Origin of the sequence: Methylomicrobium lacus (genome assembly GCF_041897535.1) — a bacterium.
GTDB lineage: Bacteria > Pseudomonadota > Gammaproteobacteria > Methylococcales > Methylomonadaceae > Methylomicrobium > Methylomicrobium lacus_A.
Genome location: NZ_CP169217.1, coordinates 751,878 through 774,700, shown reverse-complemented (window position 1 = coordinate 774,700; position 22,823 = coordinate 751,878). Strand labels below are relative to the sequence as shown.

At 55.2% G+C, this 22,823-nt stretch carries 14 protein-coding genes; 9 read left to right on the top strand and 5 right to left on the bottom strand.

Features of this window, described 5'->3' with window-relative positions:
• Positions 1-8 precede the first annotated feature (8 nt).
• The 5 genes from treZ (at position 9) to ACEPPP_RS03395 (ending at position 7,522) form a co-directional block, all read left to right on the top strand.
• Positions 9-1,958, top strand: a complete 1,950-nt coding sequence (treZ, locus tag ACEPPP_RS03415) for a malto-oligosyltrehalose trehalohydrolase (RefSeq protein WP_374089653.1) — start codon at positions 9-11, stop codon at positions 1,956-1,958.
• On the top strand, positions 1,948-4,008 hold the full coding sequence (locus ACEPPP_RS03410) for an amylo-alpha-1,6-glucosidase (RefSeq protein ID WP_374089652.1): 2,061 nt from the start codon (positions 1,948-1,950) through the stop codon (positions 4,006-4,008). Before treZ ends, ACEPPP_RS03410 begins: the two co-directional genes overlap by 11 nt.
• A gap of 68 nt (positions 4,009-4,076) precedes the next feature.
• Positions 4,077-6,047: a squalene--hopene cyclase gene (gene shc, locus ACEPPP_RS03405; protein ID WP_374089651.1), complete on the top strand. Its 1,971-nt coding sequence runs from the start codon at positions 4,077-4,079 to the stop codon at positions 6,045-6,047.
• Between the two features lie 250 nt (positions 6,048-6,297).
• A complete protein-coding gene (locus ACEPPP_RS03400) occupies positions 6,298-6,822 on the top strand; it encodes a helix-turn-helix domain-containing protein (RefSeq protein WP_374088053.1) in 525 nt (174 codons plus the stop codon).
• Positions 6,761-7,522, top strand: a complete 762-nt coding sequence (locus tag ACEPPP_RS03395) for a transposase (RefSeq protein ID WP_374088051.1) — start codon at positions 6,761-6,763, stop codon at positions 7,520-7,522. Before ACEPPP_RS03400 ends, ACEPPP_RS03395 begins: the two co-directional genes overlap by 62 nt.
• 579 nt (positions 7,523-8,101) lie before the next feature.
• On the opposite strand, the gene ACEPPP_RS03390 is transcribed toward ACEPPP_RS03395, so the two are convergent.
• From ACEPPP_RS03390 to ACEPPP_RS03380, 3 genes are all read right to left on the bottom strand, one after another.
• Entirely contained in the window at positions 8,102-8,713 is a 612-nt protein-coding gene (locus tag ACEPPP_RS03390; RefSeq protein ID WP_374089650.1) for an OmpA family protein, read from the bottom strand.
• A 202-nt stretch (positions 8,714-8,915) separates the two neighbouring features.
• Positions 8,916-9,653 (bottom strand): Crp/Fnr family transcriptional regulator, encoded by a 738-nt coding sequence (locus tag ACEPPP_RS03385; RefSeq protein ID WP_374089649.1) that lies wholly within the window; start codon positions 9,651-9,653, stop codon positions 8,916-8,918.
• A 102-nt stretch (positions 9,654-9,755) separates the two neighbouring features.
• On the bottom strand, positions 9,756-10,412 hold the full coding sequence (locus ACEPPP_RS03380) for a hemolysin III family protein (protein WP_374089647.1): 657 nt from the start codon (positions 10,410-10,412) through the stop codon (positions 9,756-9,758).
• Between the two features lie 640 nt (positions 10,413-11,052).
• Here ACEPPP_RS03380 and ACEPPP_RS03375 point away from each other — a divergent pair.
• Both ACEPPP_RS03375 and ACEPPP_RS03370 read left to right on the top strand, forming a co-directional pair.
• On the top strand, positions 11,053-11,319 hold the full coding sequence (locus ACEPPP_RS03375) for a VPEID-CTERM sorting domain-containing protein (RefSeq protein ID WP_374089646.1): 267 nt from the start codon (positions 11,053-11,055) through the stop codon (positions 11,317-11,319).
• 27 nt (positions 11,320-11,346) lie between these two features.
• Positions 11,347-11,613: a DUF2934 domain-containing protein gene (locus ACEPPP_RS03370; protein ID WP_374089645.1), complete on the top strand. Its 267-nt coding sequence runs from the start codon at positions 11,347-11,349 to the stop codon at positions 11,611-11,613.
• A gap of 311 nt (positions 11,614-11,924) precedes the next feature.
• On the opposite strand, the gene ACEPPP_RS03365 is transcribed toward ACEPPP_RS03370, so the two are convergent.
• On the bottom strand, positions 11,925-12,473 hold the full coding sequence (locus tag ACEPPP_RS03365) for a hypothetical protein (protein ID WP_374089644.1): 549 nt from the start codon (positions 12,471-12,473) through the stop codon (positions 11,925-11,927).
• 153 nt (positions 12,474-12,626) lie between these two features.
• Positions 12,627-13,373 (bottom strand): class I SAM-dependent methyltransferase, encoded by a 747-nt coding sequence (locus ACEPPP_RS03360; protein WP_374089643.1) that lies wholly within the window; start codon positions 13,371-13,373, stop codon positions 12,627-12,629.
• A gap of 433 nt (positions 13,374-13,806) precedes the next feature.
• Between ACEPPP_RS03360 and ACEPPP_RS03355 the strand changes: the two genes are divergently transcribed.
• Together ACEPPP_RS03355 and ACEPPP_RS03350 are read left to right on the top strand one after the other, a co-directional pair.
• The gene (locus tag ACEPPP_RS03355; RefSeq protein WP_374089642.1) at positions 13,807-13,965 is read left to right on the top strand and encodes a DUF3309 family protein; all 159 of its coding nucleotides are present in this window, start codon (positions 13,807-13,809) and stop codon (positions 13,963-13,965) included.
• A 131-nt stretch (positions 13,966-14,096) separates the two neighbouring features.
• On the top strand, positions 14,097-22,820 hold the full coding sequence (locus ACEPPP_RS03350; protein WP_374089641.1) for a GH36-type glycosyl hydrolase domain-containing protein: 8,724 nt from the start codon (positions 14,097-14,099) through the stop codon (positions 22,818-22,820).
• Positions 22,821-22,823: the final 3 nt, after the last annotated feature.

Genomic DNA, 22,823 nt, shown 5'->3' with positions numbered 1-22,823 from the left:
CAATAAAGATGAGCGAACAGATAACTACAGAATTAGTCAATGGCCGCCGATTTCCTATTGGGGCGGAGCGAGTGCCCGAAAAAGGCGTGCATTTTCGGGTCTGGGCACCTGAAAGAAAGACAGTGAGACTGGTCATGAATGCTCAGGCTGAAGCGATTGATCCTCCCCATCCGCCGGCTGAAATCGAATTGCAAAATGAAGGCAACGGTTATTTTTCGGTCATGGTGCAAGAGGCTTGTGTAGGAAGCTTGTACCGCTACCTGCTGGATGATGACCCGCAACCGTACCCGGATCCCGCCTCGCGTTTTCAACCCCAGGGTCCGCATGGACCGTCGCAAGTGGTCGATGCTTCAACGTTCGACTGGACGGACACGGCCTGGACGGGAATCGAAGCCCAAGGCCAGGTCATTTATGAGATGCATATCGGCACGTTTACTGATGAAGGCAATTGGGTCGCGGCGGCCAAAGAACTGCCAGAGCTGGCCGCATTGGGCGTGACGGTGTTGGAGATCATGCCGGTGGCCGATTTTCCGGGCCGGTACGGCTGGGGTTACGACGGTGTCAATTGGTTCGCGCCGACACGGCTTTATGGAACCCCGGACGAATTTCGCTATTTCGTTAACCAGGCTCATGCCGTGGGTCTCGGCGTCATTCTGGATGTGGTATTCAATCATTTGGGCCCGGATGGCAATTATCTGGGGAAATTCTCCAGCGATTACTTTTCTACTCGCTACCGGTGCGATTGGGGCGATCCGCTAAATTTTGACGGGCCGAACTCGGACCCCGTACGTGAGTATGTGCTCGCCAATAGCGCGTATTGGATTCAAGAGTTCCACCTTGACGGCCTACGCCTCGATGCAACTCAGCAAATTTATGACAGCTCCGCTGAACATATTATCGCCGCCATCGTGCAGGCAGTGCGTAGCGCCGGGGCTCCGCGCCTGACCTTTATTGTCGGCGAGAATGAGCCGCAGGATGCAACATTGTTTTTACCTCCAGAACACGGAGGCTTCGGCCTGGACGCATTATGGAACGATGATTTCCACCATACCGCGATGGTAGCGATGACAGGGCGCGCGGATGCTTACTATAGCGATTACCGGGGCGTCGCTCAGGAATTTATATCTACGTTGAAGCGAGGTTTTTTGTATCAGGGTCAATGGTACTCATGGCAAGATAATACACGCGGAACTCCAGCGCTGGACATGCTTCCGGCCAAGTTCGTCAACTTCATCCAAAATCACGATCAATTGGCCAATTCCGGCAGTGGTAAGCGTGTACATGCATTGACCAGCCCTAACCGCTACCGGGCTTTGACAACCCTGTTTTTATTGGCTCCGCAGACGCCTATGTTGTTTCAAGGCCAGGAGTTCGCCGCCACCAGTCCGTTCTTTTATTTTGCCGACCATAAAGCTGAAATCGCCCATTGGGTGGCGCGAGGACGCGCTGAGTCTCTGGCCCAATTTCGTGCCTTGGCCACGCCAGAAATGCAGGCCCGACTGCCGGATCCGGGCGACCCGCAAACGTTTACCCATTCAAAACTGAACTTAAATGAACGCAATCTGCATAAGGAAGCCTATGCCTTACACTGCGATTTGTTACGCCTGCGCCGCAATGATCCGGCGTTTCAGGTCAGCCGGCAAAGCCACCGTATCGATGGCGCCGTGTTAAGCCCGGATGCCTGGGTGATACGTTTTTTCGGGGAAAATCCGGGTGACGACCGTCTTTTATTGGTCAACCTGAGCCGGGATCTTCATCTGGTTCCGGCGCCGGAACCGCTATTGGCTCCGCCGAAGGGCTGCGTTTGGGATGCCATGTGGTTCAGCGACGATCCTCGATACGGGGGCATGGGCATGCCGCCCTGGCCCCTGCAAGGCAATTGGTATCTTCAAGGCGAATCTGCCGTTGTACTGCATCCTGTTAACCCGGCAAAGGAGAGTGTTGATCATGAACAGTGATATGGTTATTCGAACGCATTGGACGGGGGATCTTGCCGAGCAGGAAGCGTTGCTAACACGCGAATGGTTGGTCACTAACGGTCTTGGCGGCTATGCGTCCGGCACGATCTCGGGCGTGCCCACCCGCCGTTTCCACAGCTTTTTAACCGCCGCGCTTTCCGATCCTCGAGGCCGCTTCGTGATGCTCAATCAACTCAGTGAGTTGGTTCGGTTTCCCGATGGCAGCAGCCAGAAAATAGGCGGCATCGAGTTGGCGGGCGGAGCGCTCGATCTACACGGCATGTCCAGTCTGCGCGAATTTCGCCTGGAATCCGGCTTGCCGGTATGGCGCTATGAACTGGCAAACCATGTGATTGAAAAATGGATCGTGATGCCTTATATGAGCAATACGGTTCTTGTGCGCTACCGACTGGTTGCAGGCACAGGGCCGGTACGGCTCAAGATTCGCTTGGCCGTGCATTTTCGTCGTCATGAGGCTTCTTTGGCCGAAGGGTTTCCGATGGATTCCTACGATCTTAAAGCCTCTGCCGGACGTCTTGAAATTCATGGGTTTTCAATTCCGCCCTTACGGCTTTACGTCGATGGCGAGAACCCGGCATTCACGATTGAAACCAAACGCTTTAGCGACATTCTTTACCGTATAGAAGGACAAAGAGGCTATGAAGCCCAGGGCAATCTATGGAGCCCCGGCTATTTTCGTGTTGATCTTGCGGCCGGTAAAGATGTCACCTTGATCGCTTCTTCGGAAAACCGGGAAAGCACCATGGCGCTGTCTCCCGCGGAAACATTTCAGGCCGAACTGGAACGGCGTCGACGTTTACTGGCGGCGGCGCGTCCGGAATTGGCTAAAGGCTTGGCCAAGCAGTTGGTGCTGGCAGCCGATCAGTTTATTATCGCGCCGACCGAGCGGGTTGTCGAAACGCCCCGTATCTGTGCAACCGGCGGCGATGTGCGCACCATTATCGCCGGATATCACTGGTTTACCGATTGGGGACGGGACACCATGATCAGCCTCGAAGGCCTGACTTTGACGACAGGGCGATATACGGAGGCGGGACATATTCTGCGTACTTTTGCCCATCATCTGCGTGACGGCCTGATTCCCAACTTGTTCCCGGAAGGTGAAAGCGAAGGCGTGTATTACACCGCCGATGCGACACTCTGGTTTTTCCATGCGCTGGAGCGTTATCTCGAATATACCGGAGATCGGGGTTTGCTCAAGGAATTGCTGCCCAAGCTGCTGGATATCATTGACCATCACATTCGGGGCACCCGCTTCGGCATTCATTGCGATCCCGGCGACGGTCTGCTGGTCCAGGGCGATCCGCGTTACGCGTTGACCTGGATGGATGCCAAACTAGGCGATTGGGTCGTTACCCCGCGTCGCGGCAAAGCGGTTGAAATCAACGCCTTGTGGTACAACGCGTTGCGCCTGATGCAAAAGTGGATGCAGGAGGAAAACTTAAGCCCAAACGTGAGCGAGATTGCAAAGCGCGCCGATGTCACCCGGCTTAGCTTCAATCAACGGTTTTGGAATGCTGGGACAGGATACCTGTATGATGTGGTCGACGGTGAAAACGGTGAAAACGACCCGGCGTGCCGGCCCAATCAAGTGTTCGCGCTATCGTTATCCCATCCGGTATTGGATCAAGCGCATTGGCATTCCGTATTTCAGATTATCAAAGATCGGCTGTTGACGCCGGTGGGGCTGAGGACATTATCCCCGGATCATCCAGACTATAAAGCCGTTTACCATGGCGACCTTCGCGCCCGCGATGCCTCTTATCATCAAGGCACGGTCTGGCCCTGGCTGCTGGGACCCTACATCGATGCCTGGTTACGCGTTTATCCCGAACAGCGAAAAGACGCGCGCGACTTTCTTGATCGATTATTGGCGAGACATCTGCATGAAGCCTGCATCGGCTCCGTCAGCGAAGTTTTCGATGCCGAAGGCTCATTCACCCCGCGCGGCTGTATCGCTCAGGCATGGAGCGTAGCGGAGATTCTTCGCGCCTGGGTGAAGGTAGCTGAAAACCACGAGAGGGGTTAAGTCTACGTCAGGTTAGAATTTTTATAACCAACTTGAACATCAAATAAAAAGTGAGGGAAATACAAGCCATGTTGAAAGAGACATCTTCACTTTCAGGTTCAAAGCAAGACTTCACCGGCACCCTTGTTTCATCCGCAAAACTCGACAGCGCGATTGTCCGAGCCAGTGCGCAACTTCTCGCCCTGCAAAATGAAGAAGGTTATTGGGTATTCGAACTCGAAGCGGATTGCACGATACCTTCCGAGTACATCCTGATGATGCATTACATGGACGAAATCAACGAAGCGCTTCAGGCCAAGATCGCCAATTATCTTCGCGCACAACAAGGCGCGGACGGCAGTTATGCTCTTTTTAAAGGCGGCGCGGGTGATATCAGTTGTACGATCAAAGCTTATTACGCGATGAAAATGGCCGGCGACTCCGTGCAGGCCGTGCATATGGTCAAGGCGCGCGAGTGGATACTTGCCCGGGGCGGCGCGGCCAAGGCCAATGTGTTCACTCGCATCATGCTGGCCATGTTTGAGCAAATCCCCTGGCGCGGGGTCCCCTTCATTCCGGTGGAAATCATGCTGCTGCCCAAGTGGTTTCCGTTTCATATCGACAAAGTATCGTACTGGTCGCGCACCGTGATCGTTCCGCTGTCCATCCTCTGTACCTATAAGGTCAAGGCCCGTAATCCACACAAAATAGGCATCGGAGAATTGTTCGTTACCCCGCCGGATAAAGAAAAGAACTATTTTTCTTACGTCAAAACGCCTCTAGGCAAGGCCATTCTGGCCGGCGAGCGCCTGCTGCGCCTACTGGAGCCTTTGATTCCCGCTTTCGTCCGCCGCAAGGCTACCGTCAAGGCGCGTGACTGGTTCATGGCCAGATTGAATGGTTACTATGGTCTGGGGGGGATCTTCACGGCCATGGTCAACGCCTACGAGGCCATGGATTACTTGGGGCTCCCTCCCGACAATGAACGGCGACGGATCGCCAGAGCAGCGATCGACCGGTTGCTGGTTATCAAGGAGGATATTGCCTATTGCCAGCCCTGTGTTTCTCCCGTCTGGGATACCGGCCTCGCTGCTTTGGCCTTGCAGGAAGTCGACCGCAACGAACGTGATCCACGCACACAACAAGCGCTTAAATCGGCACTGCGCTGGCTGGCAGGCAAGCAGTTAAAGGATGAAGCGGGCGACTGGCAAATCCAGCGTCCCAGCCTGCCGGGCGGCGGCTGGGCTTTCCAGTTCGGCAACAGCTATTACCCCGACGCCGATGATACGGCGGTGGTTGCCTTTGCGATGGTTCAGGCCGGCGACCGGGAGTATGCCGGAAATATCGAGCGCGCCGGCGCCTGGATCGCCGGTATGCAATCCCGCAATGGCGGCTATGGTGCTTATGACGCCGACAACATCCATGACTATCTGAACCAGCTACCGTTTGCCGACCACGAAGCCCTGATCGACCCGCCCACCGCCGATGTCAGCGGTCGCTCTATCATGCTGCTGGGCAAACTTTTAAATCGGCATCCGGAATACCGGGCGACCATCGACAAATGCATCGATTACTTGCGCAGTCAGCAGGAAACGGATGGCTCCTGGTTCGGTCGCTGGGGCACAAATTATATTTACGGCACCTGGTCGGTTCTGACCGGTTTTGAAAGCGCAGGCGTGCCTAGGGACGACCCCGGCATTCGCAAAGCCGTCGCCTGGATAAAATCGAAGCAACGTCCTGACGGCGGCTGGGGCGAGGATAATTACAGTTACAGCTATCCAAAATTCCGCAGCCAATTCCATACCAGCACGGCATTCCATACCGCTCTTGCCCTCCTGGCGTTACTCTCGGCAGGTGAGGCAGACTGCCTTGAAGTCGAGAGCGGAGTGAATTACCTGCTCACAAACCAGCAGGCCGATGGGTTCTGGGAAGACGATGGTTCCAATGCTCCCGGATTTCCCAAAGTTTTTTATCTGAAATACCACGGTTACGATAAATTTTTTCCGCTCTGGGCGCTTGGCCGCTACCGTCACGAGCGCAAGCGCCTGTTTCTCTTCTGACACGTAAAGAAATACAGGTAATGTCCTGAAAGAATTCCAGAATTTATTGCCTAGAAAGTGGCAATCAGGGATGATAGATGGAAACCCTATACGACTTGTTAAACGGTCCCATGTGTAAAGAGGGTGGGACCGATAAAACGCATACCTTTATACACAACTCCTTCATTCCGGCGGATTGCCGGAATCTAGTACTACAAACCTAAAAAATGAAGGATAATAGCAAGCCCGAAAATCATCCCGCAAGGAAGCGATGCGCCCACTCACTCCGCTTATTTTGACGCAAGCCCAACAATCGACGCTGGAAGCCATTGTTCGAAGTCGGCAACTGCCGCACAGTTTAGTGCAGCGGGCGCGCATCGTCTTAAATGCGGGAGCCGGCCGTCGCAACAAGGCCAGCGCGCAGGGTCTGAACATCAAGGAAGAGACGGTCGGTTTGTGGCGTCGTCGTTGGCTGTCGGCCCAAGAGGCGCTGGCTGCCTGCGAAGATGATCCCGAACGTTTACGCCGGCAGATCGAGACGATTCTGGCGGATGCGGAACGTCCGGGTGCACCACAGACCTTCAGCGCCGAACAGGTCTGCCAACTGCTGGCGTTGGCTTGTGAAACGCCGCCTTCACCCTTGACGCATTGGACGCGCAAAGATTTGGCACGGGAAGCCGTTAAGCAAGGCATTGTCGACCGTATCTCAGCGACCAGTATTGGTCGTTTTTTAAATGCAGGGTCAGCTAAAGCCGCATCGAACGCGCTATTGGCTGAATCCCACCATCGACGATGAAGCCACCTTCCAGGTCAACGTCGAAGCGGTATGCGACCTGTATCGGCAAGCCCCGGCGCTGCATGCGCAAGGCATTCACGTGATCAGCATCGATGAAAAAACCGGCATTCAGGCCCTGGAGCGCATTCACCCCGCACAGCCCATGCAACCCGGACAGCCGGAACGGATCGAGTACGAATACCGGCGCCACGGCACCCAAGCCCTGATTGCCAACTTCGAGGTGGCAACAGGCAAGGTCATTGCGCCCACTGTTCAGGACACACGAACAGAAGCTGACTTTGTCGCCCACGTGCAGCAAACCGTCGCCACAGACCCTCAGGGGCAATGGCTGTTTGTGGCCGATCAGTTGAACACCCATAAATCCGCGACGCTGGTGGAATGGATCGCCAAAGCCTGCGGAATTGACGAGGACTTGGGCGTGAAAGGGGAACGCGGAGTACTACGGGATATGAACTCCCGCGCGGCTTTTTTGCAGGACGAAAGCCATCGCATTCGCTTTGTTTATACGCCCAAGCATTGCTCGTGGCTGAATCAGATCGAGATTTGGTTTGGCATTCTATCCCGTCGCTTGCTCAAACGGGCAAGCTTCACCTCGAGAGCAGATTTGAAAGGACGTATTTTTCAGTTTATCGATTTCTTCAATGAAACCCTCGCTAAGCCTTTTCGCTGGACTTATACCGGAAGGCCTCTGGTGGTTTAAAAATTATTCGGAGAATTTCCGGTGCGTTGTACTAGGCTACAGGGACGTATTGAGCTTGCCATCCCTGGCCCTCACTGCCATTAAGTTAAGCCGTCATCCCGGCATGGATTGCCGGGATCCAGACTACAGGGATGTATTAAGGCTCGCCATCCCTGGCCCTGGATACCCGCTTCCCGGCGGGTATGACGGCATTTGTGTATAAGGGCATGGATAAAACGTACCCATACCCACTTTAAGAAAACTCGAAATGCCCCCTCTAAAAAAATATTACTTTATCCGCTTTTTGTGCCTGGTTGGCTTGCTGCTTCTCGCTTTAATCGAAATTCAACCGGTCCCCATTACGACTTTAACTGCCCTCTATATTTTGCTATTTCGTCCCTACTGGTTTAAAAATTTGATAGATCAAGTTTATTCAAGCAAGCCCTTGTTGGATTTGCCCCAAATCTTCAAAAAACAAAAACCGTAATTAACAAAGTGGCGTAAGTCAGTTAGGGTGAGCAACGCGCTTCCTTGCTTACCGCCCGCCCGTCAACTGCTGCCGCCATGACGCGTTTGACTCGGCACCCGCATAAATTTCGCTCAATTCTTTTCGACCGTGATCTCGACGCGCCGATTCTGCTGGCGACCTTGCGGGTTGTCGCTACCGTCGGGGTTGGTGTTCGGCGCAACGGGCTTCGTCTCACCGAAACCGTCGGTCGTGATGACCGATTCGGCAACGCCTTTCTGTTTGACCAGCCAGTCTTTCACCGCCTGGGCGCGCCGTTTTGAAAGCTCGAGGTTTACTTTCTGCGAGCCTTTGGAATCGGTATATCCTTCGATGAGCACCTTGCCCTCGGGAAACTGTGCGATCACCGTCCCGACCTTGTCGAGAGTCTGCTCCGCCTTGGACTTGATATCGGCTTTACCGAAATCAAAAACCACGTCGCCTTCGAGTTTCATGGTGACGGCTTTTTCTGTTTCCTTCAACTGAAGCTCCTTGCGAGCGGATTCCTCGATCTGAAGTTGCTTGCGTTGCAACTCCAACTGCTTCTTATCCAGCTCGAGCTGCTGTCTATCGAGTTCGATCTGCTTCTTTTGAGTCTCGAGTGGGATTTCAGTTTCCTGCGCATGCGCTGTAGCTAAGCATGCCCACGCCAGCAGCGATGTGCAGACGGATAATCCGGTAAACGGACGAAATTGTGATGGCTTCATAATTTCAAATTCCTCGAATTTCAGAGAATGTACGGGTTCTGGTATGCCAGGCATACCAGAACGGCAGTGATGCTGACCTCGCTGCCGTCGGTGTTTACGGCGAGAATGCGGAGCTTAACAAATTTTTATCTAGGTCTGACAACCTGGCCATCCGATAAATTCAGTGGACAAAGATTTGTTTCAAGCGTTCGAACGAACGAAGTCAAATGGCTTTACGGGGGAGATGGAGCAGGCGATCGGATTCCATTTTGACCACTTGGTAGCACTCACAGACCCGTGCCTCCAATCCCGGTCTATCCAGAACCGTTATGTGCCCCCGTCTATAATGAATCAATCCTGCTCGCTGCAGATTCCCCGCCGCCGCCGTAACGCCTTCACGGCGAACGCCCAGCATATTGGCAATCAATTCATGGGTCATATTCAACTCATTCGAAGAAAGCCGATCGAGGCTTAGCAATATCCAGCGACATAATTGTTGTTCCACCTCATGATGCCGGTTGCAGGCCGCTGTCTGTGTCACCTGGGTAATGAGCGCCTGGGTATAGCGTAGCAACAAATGACTCAGCGCCCCGCAGCGGCGCCCCCCGGAGCGGCTAAATTCCTTCATCAGCATAGGCGCATTCAACCGATAGGCATAGCCTGCGCTTTGCACAACGGCTCGATTAGGCATGCTCAGCCCCCCCATGAAGAGAGGGACACCAATGAGGCCATCGTTTCCGACAACCGCAATTTCGGTCGACGCGCCATTCTCCATTACATAAAGTAGGGAGACGATGCTGTTCGTTGGGAAATAAGCGTGTTGCAACTTTTCACCCGACTCGTAAACGACTTCACCGAGCGGCATCGGGACCAGCTTAAGATTGGGCAGAAGTCGCTCGAATTCGACAGCGGGCAGGCAGTTGAGAAGATGATTTTGCCGAGGATTATCAAAGTCATTCATGAACAATTTTCTAAATAGGCTAAAAAAATTGGCGGATGTCTCATAGGCGGATGTCTCATAACAGTTGAATCCGGCATGACACCACTGGCGGACGGGTAAGCGCTAGGCTGCGTACCAAAGCACTGCGAAGTAGTGGCAGGTAGTACCTGCGATAACGCACAAGTGCCAGATTAAATGCCCATACCGCAGGTGAGAATCGATTGCCAGGAAAGCTACGCCGACGGTGTAAGCCACGCCTCCCGCAACCAGCAAGAGTACGCCGGACTGTGGTACAGCCGCAAACAAGGGATCGAATGCGATCACGATCAGCCATCCCATGAGCAGATAAATACCGGTAGGGACCATCGGATGGGACATTTTATCGAATACCACCAGTGCAACCCCGATCGTGGCAAGCCCCCAAATAAGGCTGAGAAGCGTCCAGCCCCAGGTGCCGTGAAGAACCCCCAGTGTGAACGGTGTATAGGTGCTGGCGATGAAGATGAAGATCACCGCTTGCTCGAATGCGCGAAATACGCGCTTGGTCCTCCCTATCGGTAAAGCATGATAGAAGGTCGAGAGAAGATAAAGCAGCACCATGGTCGATGCGAAGAGGCTCGCGCCGATCATGAAGTCTGAATTGCCGTGGCGTGCGGCATGCCTGATCAGAAAAGGTGCTCCCAACAGGGCCGCGACCAGTCCAAGACCGTGGCTGACGCTGTTCGCGATTTCTTCCTGTCGCGATTGATCACGCACCGGCGCTGAAAATAGTCTACGCATACAAAGCCCTCCTCCGGTCTAACGTTAAATACTGCCAACCGCCCTGAATAGCGATGTTAAATATTTCTTAACTGGAAAATATGACGTCATCGTAGCCACTAAAGTTCATAAGCTCATAAGCAGGGTTGGAACCTAACGTAATCCCAGCTTTTCCGCTGGTAATTCTTTAGCACTGACAATCAACAATAGGGTAAAAGGCTGGAGCTGATGATGGTGTTATTCAGCCATTCGCGCGCATCTGGTGGCGGGGAATGACGGCGAAAGCGGCGATGCGAAGTCATAAGGACACTGATGCACGCTGGACGAAGGAGCGGTTACCGATTTCAGCGGATTGTCAAAGCCGATGTCTATCGAGTGCTGTCAAAGACACAGTGAATCATCAACTGACCAAGTCTGGCGTAATAATGGGGCGATTGTTCAGTTTTATGTATGCTTTCGAACAGACACCCTCGAGAGGAACGGAAATAATGCGATTGTAAATGAAGGTGGTCAATTTGCAATCGACGTTAACAACTTATGTCGGAATGCAAGATTTAATTCCAAGTGGCCAAGTATCTGAATAATCGAATTGTTGTTTGCTAAATCGATAATTTACAGACAATAGCTTGGCTTTTTTCGTTAACAAAAAGAGAGGTGTGTTATGAAAATCCGACAACTATTAATAACGGGTGTAGCGGTTATATTGTTGACTACGAGCAGTGCTTTCGCCAAGCCCCACGACAGCTCCCATGATCTGCCGCACTTCAGGTCGCACGATAGGCCGCAAAATCATGGGAACGGCAATTCCGGCAAGAGTCATGGTTTTAAGGCACCAGAAATTGATGCCGCATCCGGAACCACTGCGCTAGCTTTGCTAACAGGCGTTTTGTTGCTGGCGGGTGAAAGATCTCGCTCGAGACGTTCTTAGTATTCCTTGGCATTGAGAATTAAAGTCGTGAAACATAGTAATCAAAATATACATCAAACCACAGAAATTTTGACTCCAGATGAATCCGGCACAACACTTGACCCTCTGGATAACACGGCCAAGATTTCCGAACTTGCTTATTACAAGGCAGAAAGACGGGGATTCGATCCGGGGCACGAGCTTGAGGATTGGCTTGAAGCGGAACGGGAATTAATGTCAAGTCTGGTAAGTCATGGGGAACGCTCCGGGTCCATTACAGCCCATATTGCCGGAGCAGTGGCAAAAAACCGTTGAAGAAAGTCCCCTCGACGAAATTACAACTTATGCAACTGTTTGGTCTGGTTCCAAATTGAAATCAGACCTTCAGTGATTTAAATTTTCAATTGGCTGAGTGTCTTAAGATGGCCGATACTCACTGCTTTATTTTAAAAAACGAAAACGTCGAAAAGCGCGAAAACTCATTTGGCCGTGCTCGGGGGCGGGGAGTCTGAATAAACACAATCGACCTTGCGGGCCGCGGAATTGGCGTTCAGGCCTTGCAATCCATCATTTTCGTGGCTGGATTCGCTTGGCTGCAAGGCCTGAGTCGATTTGTGACGAGTTCGTCAGCAGAGCACCACGAGCAAGATCAAGCCAGGGATGATTCCCAGAATCAAACCGACCACGATGGCGATAATCTCGCCCGTTGAGTAATTGCAACTCCCACCACCGGCGCTTGCCCGGACCGCACTGTCATCATCAAGTCCCGCTATCATCATGCCGTCGAATGCATCGGCGACCTGTTCTTGGGAGGATGCCACAATGATACGTGAGCGGGCATCACTAAGACGGGTTTCGGCCAAGCGAAGATCCTCGCTGAAAGGCATAATAGAACGAGCATTTCTGAGTGCGTCGATTGCATCGTTCGTCGGTGTCAGGGCCAGTGTACGGGCCTCATTGAGATTGCCTGCTGCTGAAATGGCATCACGCAAGCGAATAAGCTCCGGATTCTGTGCCGACCCTGTGGCGCACGTAGCCGTGGCCAAACCCAAAGACTCTATCGTAGGCGTAGGCCAAGCTTTCGCGGCGACGGCTGTTGTCGGCATCATAAAAATGCCGATAGGTGTGATCGCCATCATCATTAACACAAACAAAAATTTTTTACTTTTAGACATGGTCTCTCTCCTTCATCGTTCATGGCTATAGCGCGCCCCTTGAGTGCTGACTTCTACGATATGAAAAAAAAAGATAATTTACAATTAGTGCAAATACTTAATCAGCGGGTATTTTGTCTCATCATCAAAGCAGTAATCCTATAGCGCCAGACCTTATCGAGTATTACCGGGAAACATGCCCTTGCGGCAGACGATCAGGATTTCGCCGACCCCATCCGTATTGATCAGGCCTTCATGAAGCTGGAGGGGGCTTTGCAAACGTATCGTATACGGCATGATCCGGTTATACCACTTCATGGCTTTCTCCCGGCGATGTGTCAAAAACCACATACCGAGATCCAGCAACCATGAGGAACTGGGCTGCATGCCGAAGACGGCACTCCGTTCTATGGTAAAGCCATGATGTTGCAACAGCGTCTGGATCTCCTTCGGTTCATAGCGTCGTCGATGGCCGACGAAATCGTCAAAAGGCGTCCACATCTCGGGATGCAGCGGCATTGACAGCAACAGGGTTGCACCCTTTGCGGCGACACGCGCCAATTCCGCCATGGCCCTCCGATCATCATCCACGTGCTCGATAATATCGAGGGCACACAACAAATCAAAGGTTCCGTCGGCAAAGGGCAATCTGCCAATGGGGGACATCACCGGTCTCCCTCCGCAGGCGGCCAGTTTTGTCAACGCATTCATACTGATGTCGACAAAATCCGTGCCGTCAACGGGCAACCGTGGCCGTAACCCGGGCGCCACTTCCAGGCGACGAGTCGCCTTGGCCGCCAGCGGGCTGATCAATGGCCAAGTGTTGAAATGCTCCGGTTCAACCAGTTGGGCATCACGCCAGAGGGGCTCATAGAAATTCCGGTTCGCTACCAGAAGTTCGTGGTCATTAAGCGTGTTCAAAGGGGTCACGACTCCCGGGAGAAATTAGAGGATTACGCGGAATTTTTGAATCCATCTCATCAATTTATATTAATTCTTGGAGTCAAGACAAAGGACAATTGCAGCCTATGCGGCTTTGCCCGAGTCAGGGCTTCAGGAGTCGCCGACAGAGTCATTATGTACGATAGTGTACAGACTGCGTCCGATCTTAATGCCATTCTGTCTCTGAAGTTTTTTTACTTAAGCAATACTACCCTGACTATCGCGACCGAACCTTATTATATGCGGGCATCGAAAGTTTTCAGTTATTTCGTGGCCGTGTATTTGAACGTCGTGGGTCTGTTGGGCCTTATACGCCAAAGCCTCGTATGAGGAGTGGTGCCGGAGGCGCCAAGGCCGCGCAGTTTCGGAACCGATTTCAGATTAACTTTCTTTGTCTAGCAGGAGAGCTACCATGTCAGTTGGCACACTTTTACTCATCATTCTCATCCTTCTTCTCGTTGGCGTCATTCCAGTCTGGCCACACAGCCGGGGGTGGGGTTATGGCCCCACCGGAGGGCTCGGGACGATCTTGATCATCTTACTGGTTCTGGTCTTATTGGGCATCCTATAGCCTTAATAGTTTACCGTTCCGTTTTCACTTTCTGAGTCAAAGCCGATACGAGTCGCCTCATTACAGTGTGAGAAAGACTCTATCCGCTTTGCGAGGCAGGAAGCTTTAATTTAGGCTCGGAGAATAAAACCATGGCGAAGCGGAGAGAACAAAGGCGATACGCTAGGATCGATCATCCGGGGAATGATGAGGCGCCCATCCGCTTCGAGTTATTCAGCACCGAACGGCTCGAACAGCATGCGGTCAGTTTGGCGCAAGCGCAAAAAGTCAGTGATCGCAAGCAAGGACGCAAACTGATCCCGCGGGTGCGCGAGAATTGCCGGGTGCTGGCCGATGCCTATGAAGCCGTCGCCAAGGCGGTAAGTCAGCAGCGCGCCATCACGCCGGCGGCGGAATGGCTACTGGATAATTTTCATGTGATCCAGGAGCAGGTCAGCGACATCCAAGTCGATTTGCCCGAAAGTTATTACCGGGCGCTGCCCAAGTTGGCCGAAGGCGTACTCGAGGGCTATCCCCGCGTCTACGGCATCGCCTGGGCCTTGGTGGCCCATACCGACAGCCGCTTTGCACCGGAGTTGCTGACGCTTTTCGTGCGGGCGTATCAAAGCGTCGATCCTCTCACCCTCGGTGAACTTTGGGCGATACCGAGTACCCTACGCGTGTTGCTGGTCGAAAATCTGCGCCGTCTGGCGGTTCGCACCATGCGTTCTCAAACAGGTCGCCAGCTGGCGGACGAGTTCGTCGATCGGATCGAACAAATCATCGCTCAAACCGATAAACTGGAATCGCCTCTCCCCGCGCCGGAATTACCCGCCGCTTCGCTGCGGCAGGCATACGCCGTACAGATCTTGCAGCGATTACATGACCCGCATCCTGGCGCCGAACTCTCCCTCGATTATCTGAATGAATGGCTTAGCGAGCAAGGTGTCAGTCTGGATGAAATCGTGCACCGGGAACACGCCGACCAGATCGCCGATAACCTGACGGTCCGCAACATCATCCTCAGCATGCGCGCCATTTCCGCATTCGAATGGCCCCAGTTCGTCGAGGACGCGAGCCTGGTGGACGAGCGCCTGCGCGCTCACGACGGCTATGGGGTAATGGATTTTCTGACACGCGACCGCTATCGCCACGCCGTCGAAGATCTCGCCAAACGCTCTCCGCATGCGGAGGTGGAGATCGCACGCCGGGTAATAGCCAAAGTTCAACGCGCCAGTGAACAAGACTCAACCGACGCACGACAGCGGGATCCGGGCTATTACTTGATCGGCGCCGGCCGCTACGCGTTCGAAAAGGAAGTCGATTTTCGACCTTCGTTCAAACAATGGCTGCTGCGTGCCTATGTCGCCTACGCGGGGCTCGCTTATGCGGTTAGTCTTGCCTTATTGACAGGGCTGTTGCTCGCACTTCCCTTGAACTCATGTATAGCGGCAGGGGTCGGCGGATTTCAATTGTTCCTGCTTGCCTTATTCGGCGTGTTTCCCGCATCGGATATCGCGGTCGGCCTCGTTAACCGGCTCATTATTGCAGGCCTTCCACCGAGCCACCTGCCACGGCTCGAACTGAAGGACGGCGTGCCCGAGGCGCTGAGTACGTTCGTCGTCGTGCCGACAATGTTCGTGACCGAGACCGGAGTAAAGGAGCAGCTCGGGCAAATGGAGATCCGCTATCTGTCCAATCCTAACGGCCAGTTGCGCTTTGCCTTGTTGTCGGATTGGAGCGATGCGGAGCGAGAAACGATGCCGAACGACGCCCGGCTGCTGAGCATAGCCACTGCCGGAGTGGCGGCGCTCAACGCCAGGTATGGAGACCAACGCTTCTTTGTGTTTCACCGCAGGCGTTTGTGGAATCCATCCGAAGGCAAGTGGATGGGCTGGGAACGCAAGCGCGGCAAGTTGCACGAGTTTAACCGCTTATTGCGCGGCGCTGTCGATACGTCTTTTCTGCCGATCGATGGCAAGCCAGCGGCTGCGCCTTCCGGTGTTCGTTATGTGCTTACCCTCGATGCCGACACCAAGTTGCCCATGGGCGTTGTATCACAATTGGTGGGTGTGGCCGCCCATCCGCTGAACCGGCCGGTGATCGATCCGAAAACCCATTGCGCCGTGGATGGCTACAGCATTATCCAGCCTCGCGTGACGGCAACCCTGCCGCAGCGGCAGGAACGTTCGCTGTTTCACCGGATTTTTGCCGGCGCTTCCGGCACCGACGCTTACGCCAGCACGGTATCCGAACTTTATCAGGATCTATTCGGACTGGGCACTTATAGCGGCAAGGGCTTATATGATGTGGATGCGTTTGAAGCCGTTCTGGCCGGGCGCGTGCCGGAAAACACCCAGCTCAGTCATGACTTGTTCGAGAGCGTATTTGCGCGTTGCGCGCTGGTGAGCGATATCGAGTTTTTTGAAGAGTTTCCTTCCCATGCCGAGGTGGCGGCATCGCGGCAGCACCGCTGGGCGCGCGGTGATTGGCAGCTATTACCCTGGATTTTCGGGCCTCGCGGCAAGGATATGCCGATGATCGGGCGCTGGAAGATGCTCGACAATTTACGCCGATCCCTATCGGCCCCGGCAACCTTTTCCGCACTGGTCGCAACCTGGGCTATCCCGAATGCACCGCAAGGGGTCCTGATGGGTTTCTTCCTGACGGCGTTGGCTTTTCCCGCCATCCTGGCAATTACAAGCGGGTTCGCGTTGCCCCGTCGAGGCACTTCGCTAGTCACCCATCTCCGCGCAACGGGTGAGAATGTGTTATGGGGATTAGGCAGCAGTCTGGTGGAGCTGACCTTACTTGCCCAGCACGCCTGGCAGATGACGGACGCTATCGTCAGAACCCTAGTTCGGCTGTTCATTACCCGGCGTCGACTGCTGACATGGACCACCGCCCTGCAGGCAAAGGCAGCGGCAAGTCATACCATGAAGAATCTGATTCGCCCCCTGAGCATCTCGTCTACGGTCGCCATTGCCTTCGGTGTCGTAATCGTGCTGTTCAATCCGGCGGGCATCAGGTTTGCGACACCCTTCCTGCTATTGTGGTGGCTGGCGCCGGTCATCGCCCGCGCATTGAGCCTTCCGCCCAAACTGGATCTGGCTGAAACGCTACAGCCCGAGGATAGCGTTCAACTTCGCTTGATCGGAAGGCGTATCTGGCGCTTTTTCACGACCTTCGTGACCCGGGAGGAGCACTATCTACCGCCCGATAATTTTCAGGAAACCCCGCAACCCGTCATCGCCCATCGCAGTTCGCCCACCAATTTCGGCCTGTATCTGTTGTCCGTGGTAAGCGCCCGGGATTTCGGCTGGATAGGCTTGAGTGATACCGTCGCCCGACTCGAAGCTACACTGAAGACGCTGATCGCGCTACCGCGCCTGCACGGCCATTTTTACAATTGGTACGATACCCGCGATCTGCACATGCTGGAACCCCGTTATGTTTCGACCGTTGACAGCGGCAACCTGGCTGGGCATTTGCTTGCGCTGGCCCAGACATGCCGGGAAACTTTGAGGCGACCGCTTTCATTCTCCACGGCGTTGATGGGCCTTTCGGATACGCATCGACTACTCATGGATTCGCTCGCCAGCATTTCCGATGACCGGCGTACGCTTACCGTGAGTCTGAAAGAGCTGCGGCAAAAAGGCGTAGCCCTAGGGGAACTCTTGGGAAGCCAGCCTATGGACTACGAAGACTGGAGTCGCCTGTGGGGGCAGTTGACGGTCTGCGTTGACACGCTACAGGATCTGGCAAGCGCCTATGCCGATGAACGGGGCGATTCCGGCGACAGCGAAGTGCTCGTGTGGGTTACGTTGCTGCGCGATGACATTCGTTCTCATGTACGCGATGTGGAGTGTCTGGTGCCCTGGATCCATTTTGCGGGCCAACTGGACGCTTGGGCCGAAACGGAGGTGCAAGGCCTTCAGCTTGAGGCGTTTTGGAAAGAGTTGAGTCTCGATACTCGCCTGTGTGACTTAGCCGACACCTATGCATTGGCTTTGGCTCACCTTGAGACATTGCCACAAGAGCCTTTGGCTTTGTCTGGTGAACAGGAAACTCTGTCGATGATGCTGCGGCGCGCCGGAGAGCAGGCCGAAACGCTCACGAAGCGTCTGGAAGCCATGGCTGCACAATTGGATGCCTTATTCCACGAAATGGACTTCCGCTTCCTCTATGATGAGGCGCGGCATATGTTTGCGCTGGGTTACCGGGTGACGGAAGGGGCGCTCGATGACAGCTATTACGATCTATTGGCCTCCGAGGCACGCCTCTCCAGTTTCATCGCGATCGCCAAGCGTGATGTGCCGAGCCTGCACTGGTTCCACCTTGGGCGCAGGGTGACACGTGCGGCGCATGGCACCGTGCTGTTGTCGTGGTCGGGATCGATGTTCGAATATCTGATGCCTTCTCTGGTGACCTATACGCCGCGTTACAGTTTGCTCGATCAGACCTGCCGGCTGGTCGTGAAGCGGCAGATCGAATATGGTAAAGAACGCGGCGTGCCGTGGGGGGTTTCCGAGTCAGCTTTCAATGTACGCGATCTTTTCTTCACCTATCAGTATTCCGCTTTTGGGGTACCCGGCTTGGGAATGAAGCGAGGGCTCGGTGAAGATCTGGTCATTGCCCCTTACGCGACGGCTTTGGCTTCCATGTATCTGCCGCATGCCGCCGTGGAAAACTTCCAGCGCCTGGAAAAGGAGGGCGCATTAGGTCCCTTCGGCTTCTATGAAGCGCTGGATTTCACCCCGATCCGGCTTGCAAGTGGGCAGCGGATGGCGATGGTGCGGTGCTACATGGCCCACCACCAGGGCATGTCCCTGGTGGCCTTCTCTAATGCAGTCCATGACGGTAGAATGCGCCACCGCTTCCATCAGGCACCGCTGATCCAGTCTGCCGAGCTGTTACTGCAGGAACGCATCCCGCGCGGCGCGGATACCCTCTGCCTGCCATTCCTCAAGGAGCTTCCCGAAGTCAAGGAATCGGCGCAGCCGCCCGTCCGGCGCGTACCTTCGCCCACATCGTTGGTCCCTTCCTCGCACTTGCTCTCCAACGGCCGTTACGCGGTGATGATCACGGCCGCCGGGTCGGGTTACAGCCTTTGCCAGAATCTGGCCGTAACACGCTGGCGCGAAGACGTGACGCGGGATGCCTGGGGGAGTTATATCTATCTGCGCGATATTGAAACCGGCCAGGTATGGTCTGCCGGGTATCAACCGACGACGATGGCGCCCGATGACTACGAGGTGGTTTTTGCCGAAGATCGCGCCCGTATCATCCGCACGGACGGCAGCATGGTCAGCACGCTGGAGATCCTCGTTTCGCCCGAGGATGATGCGGAAATCCGCCGCCTGAGTCTGACCAATAACGGGATGCAGGCTCGGGAAATCGAGATCACTTCCTACGCGGAGATCGTACTCGCACCCTTGCCGGCCGACATCGCGCATCCGGCTTTTTCCAACCTGTTCGTCCGGACCGAGTATTTTCCCCAGGCCTGTGCGTTGATAGCAAAGCGGCGCCAGCGTGCGGAAGGAGACCCGAACCTCTGGGCGGCGCATGTGCTGGCCTGTGTCGGAGCCGGAGACGGTCTCCAATACGAAACCGACCGGGCCCGTTTTATCGGACGTGGGCATACGCTGCGGGAGCCGATCGCGGTGATGGATGGGCGCCCGTTGACCAACACGGTCGGCTCGGTTCTCGATCCGATTTTCAGTTTGCGCACGCGGATTCGTATCGCGGCAGGCGCAACCGAACACGTCACGTTCACTACTCTGGTCGCCGCGTCACGCCAGAGTCTGGAGGAGCTGGCCGACAAATATCACAACGCGGCGGCGTTCGACCGCGTGTCTTCCCTGGCGTGGACTCACGCCCATGTGCAACTGCATTATTTGCGTACCAAGCCCGACGAAGCCCAGCTATTCCAGGATCTGGCCAACCGCTTGGTCTACGCCGATCCTTCGCTTCGGCCAACCGGCAGGATGATGCAGCTGAATACGTTGAATGTCACCTCGCTATGGCGGCATGGCATCTCGGGCGATCGCCCGATCGTGTTGCTGCGCGTATCAGAACCGGAAGATCGAATCCTCGTCGAACAATTATTGCGCGCCCACGAGTATTGGCGCATGAAAGGCCTCGCCGCTGACGTCGTGATTTTGAATGAAAAAGAGTTTTCTTACGCTGGAGACCTGCAGACCTTGCTGGAGGGCATGGTGCGGGAAAAACAGGCGCTTTGGTTTCATCAGGAACATAAAATTCAGGGCGCAATTTTTGTCTTGCGCGGCGATCAGCTCTCGGTCGAAGAACGGCGTATGCTGCAAACGGTCGCGCGCGCGGTGCTGGCCAGCAATCGCGGCACGTTGGCCGAACAACTGTTGAGACACCAGAGGCCGGCGGCCGCTTTCGTTGCGCCGAAAGCGTTGACCACTCCCCGCATGGATTCGGTACCGTTGTCTCTCCCTCCGCTCGAATTTTTTAACGGGCTCGGTGGTTTTGTCGAAGACGGGCGCGAATACGTGATCGTGCTCGATAAAGGCCAGTGGACGCCGGCCCCCTGGATCAATGTGATCGCCAATGCCGAATTTGGCTTTACGGTGTCGGAGTTGGGCAGCGGCTGCACCTGGTGCGGTAACAGCCGCGAAAACCAGCTGACGCCCTGGTCGAACGACCCGGTCAGCGATCCACCCGGCGAAGTATTCTATTTGCGTGACGATGAAACGAATGAATTGTGGAGCCCGACCGCTCTGCCGATCCGGGTCGAGAATACGAGCTATGTGATTCGCCACGGGCAGGGCTATAGTCGTTTCGAGCATGCCTCCCACGGGATACATAGCAACCTGCTGCAATTCGTCAGCCCGGACGATCCGGTCAAGATTTCGTCTTTGACCTTGACGAATGTTTCGGGGCGAACCCGCCGTCTGACGGTTGCGGCTTACGTGGAGTGGGTGCTCGGCTCTTCGCGCACGGTGACCGCCTCTCACGTTATCACCGAGATGGACCCGGAAACCGGGGCCCTGTTTGCGGTCAATCCCTGGGACATGGAATTCGGCCAGCGTATCGCTTTCGCCGATCTCGCCGGACGGCAAACCGGGTGGACTGCAAACCGGACTGAGTTCATCGGTCCTAACGGCAGCCTGGATGCTCCGGTAGGCTTGCTGAGCCCCAAGGCCCTGAAAAAACGCGTCGGTGCAGGGTTGGATCCTTGCGCGGCGCTGAAGACGGTCATCGAACTCGAACCCAACGGGCGGGCCGAGATTGTTTTCCTGTTGGGGCAAGGCAAAGATCGCGCCCATGCCGGCGAACTGGTCCGGCGCTACCGGGAAACCAAGGTAGCCACAACGTTTACCCGGGTGAAGCAGTCGTGGGAGCAAGTGCTTGCCAAAATTCAGGTGAAAACGCCGGACCGGGAGCTCGATCTCTTGCTGAACCGCTGGCTGCTGTATCAATCCCTGAGTTGCCGGATGTGGGCTCGGGCCGCGTTCTATCAGGTGGGTGGGGCATTCGGTTTTCGCGACCAGCTGCAGGACAGCATGGCACTGGCGGTCGCCGGGCCCGATCTGGCCCGCGCCCACATTCTTCGCGCCGCTTCGCGCCAGTTTGTCGAGGGTGATGTGCAACATTGGTGGCATCCACCCACAGGCCGCGGGGTGCGTACCCATTTTTCCGACGACCGGGTTTGGTTGCCCTATGTCGTCTCTCACTATGTGAAGGTAAGCGGCGATGCCGGCGTGCTCGAGGAGGTCGTGCCGTTTCTTGAGGGCCCTCAGCTTGAGCCGGAACAGGATGACGCCTATTACGAACCGACCCCGTCGATGCAGCACGCGAGCCTTTTCGAGCACTGCGCGCGTGCGCTCGACCTAAGCCTGAAAACGGGGGCGCACGGTTTACCCCTGATGGGGAGCGGCGACTGGAATGACGGTATGAATCGGGTCGGCAACCAGGGCAGGGGGGAGAGTGTCTGGATGGCCTGGTTTCTGCTCGCCACGCTGTCCGAATTCGCTCAAGTGGCGGAGGGCAGGGGCGAGCAGGAGCGTGCCAGCCGCTGGCGCGAACACGCCGCCCAACTGAAAGCCGCCGTGGAAGCGGAAGGCTGGGACGGTGCATGGTACCGGCGCGCCTTTTTCGATGACGGCAGCCCCTTGGGTTCTGCTGCCAACGCCGAGTGCCGCATCGATTCGATTGCGCAGAGCTGGGGGGTCATTTCCGGTGCCGCCGAGGACGAGCGCGCGCGGCGGGCGATGAATTCGGTGCGGGAATATCTCGTTCGCTACGGCGACGATTTGGTGTTGCTGTTCACCCCGCCTTTCGACAAGACCGAGCGCGATCCCGGTTATATCAAAAGCTATCCGCCAGGCGTGCGGGAGAACGGCGGGCAGTATACCCACGCGGCGATCTGGTCCGTCATCGCCTATGCCATGCTCGGTGAAGGGGATCAGGCCGCGGAATTGCTGCATATGCTCAATCCGATCAAGCGTACGTCTACCCGCACCGGCGTTTACGCCTACAAGGTCGAGCCGTATGTGCTGGCGGCGGATATCTATGCCGAGCCACCGCACGTGCGGCGTGGCGGCTGGACCTGGTACACAGGGGCTGCGGGTTGGTATTACCGTGCCGGAGTCGAATGGGTCTTGGGCTTACAGGTCCGCGCCGGCCAATTGGTCTTTGATCCCTGTATCCCCAGGGCTTGGCGCAGTTTCAGCATTTCTTATCAGCACGAAAATACGCGCTATGAAATCGCGGTTGAGAACCCTAACGGAGTGACACGCGGTGTGGTCACAATAGAACTCGATGGAGAACGCCAGCCAAACGGCAATAGCATTATTTTGCAGGATGACGGACGACTGCATCGGGTGCGGGTGGTACTGGGTTAACAA

Coding starts and splice junctions, on each gene's coding strand:
- ACEPPP_RS03390 (WP_374089650.1), bottom strand. CDS start 8,713: ATGAAGCCATCACAATTTCGTCCGTTTACCGGATTATCCGTCTGCACA.
- treZ (WP_374089653.1), top strand. CDS start 9: ATGAGCGAACAGATAACTACAGAATTAGTCAATGGCCGCCGATTTCCT.
- ACEPPP_RS03375 (WP_374089646.1), top strand. CDS start 11,053: ATGAAAATCCGACAACTATTAATAACGGGTGTAGCGGTTATATTGTTG.
- ACEPPP_RS03395 (WP_374088051.1), top strand. CDS start 6,761: ATGCAGGGTCAGCTAAAGCCGCATCGAACGCGCTATTGGCTGAATCCC.
- ACEPPP_RS03410 (WP_374089652.1), top strand. CDS start 1,948: ATGAACAGTGATATGGTTATTCGAACGCATTGGACGGGGGATCTTGCC.
- ACEPPP_RS03385 (WP_374089649.1), bottom strand. CDS start 9,653: ATGAATGACTTTGATAATCCTCGGCAAAATCATCTTCTCAACTGCCTG.
- ACEPPP_RS03400 (WP_374088053.1), top strand. CDS start 6,298: ATGCGCCCACTCACTCCGCTTATTTTGACGCAAGCCCAACAATCGACG.
- ACEPPP_RS03350 (WP_374089641.1), top strand. CDS start 14,097: ATGGCGAAGCGGAGAGAACAAAGGCGATACGCTAGGATCGATCATCCG.
- ACEPPP_RS03365 (WP_374089644.1), bottom strand. CDS start 12,473: ATGTCTAAAAGTAAAAAATTTTTGTTTGTGTTAATGATGATGGCGATC.
- ACEPPP_RS03355 (WP_374089642.1), top strand. CDS start 13,807: ATGTCAGTTGGCACACTTTTACTCATCATTCTCATCCTTCTTCTCGTT.
- ACEPPP_RS03380 (WP_374089647.1), bottom strand. CDS start 10,412: ATGCGTAGACTATTTTCAGCGCCGGTGCGTGATCAATCGCGACAGGAA.
- shc (WP_374089651.1), top strand. CDS start 4,077: ATGTTGAAAGAGACATCTTCACTTTCAGGTTCAAAGCAAGACTTCACC.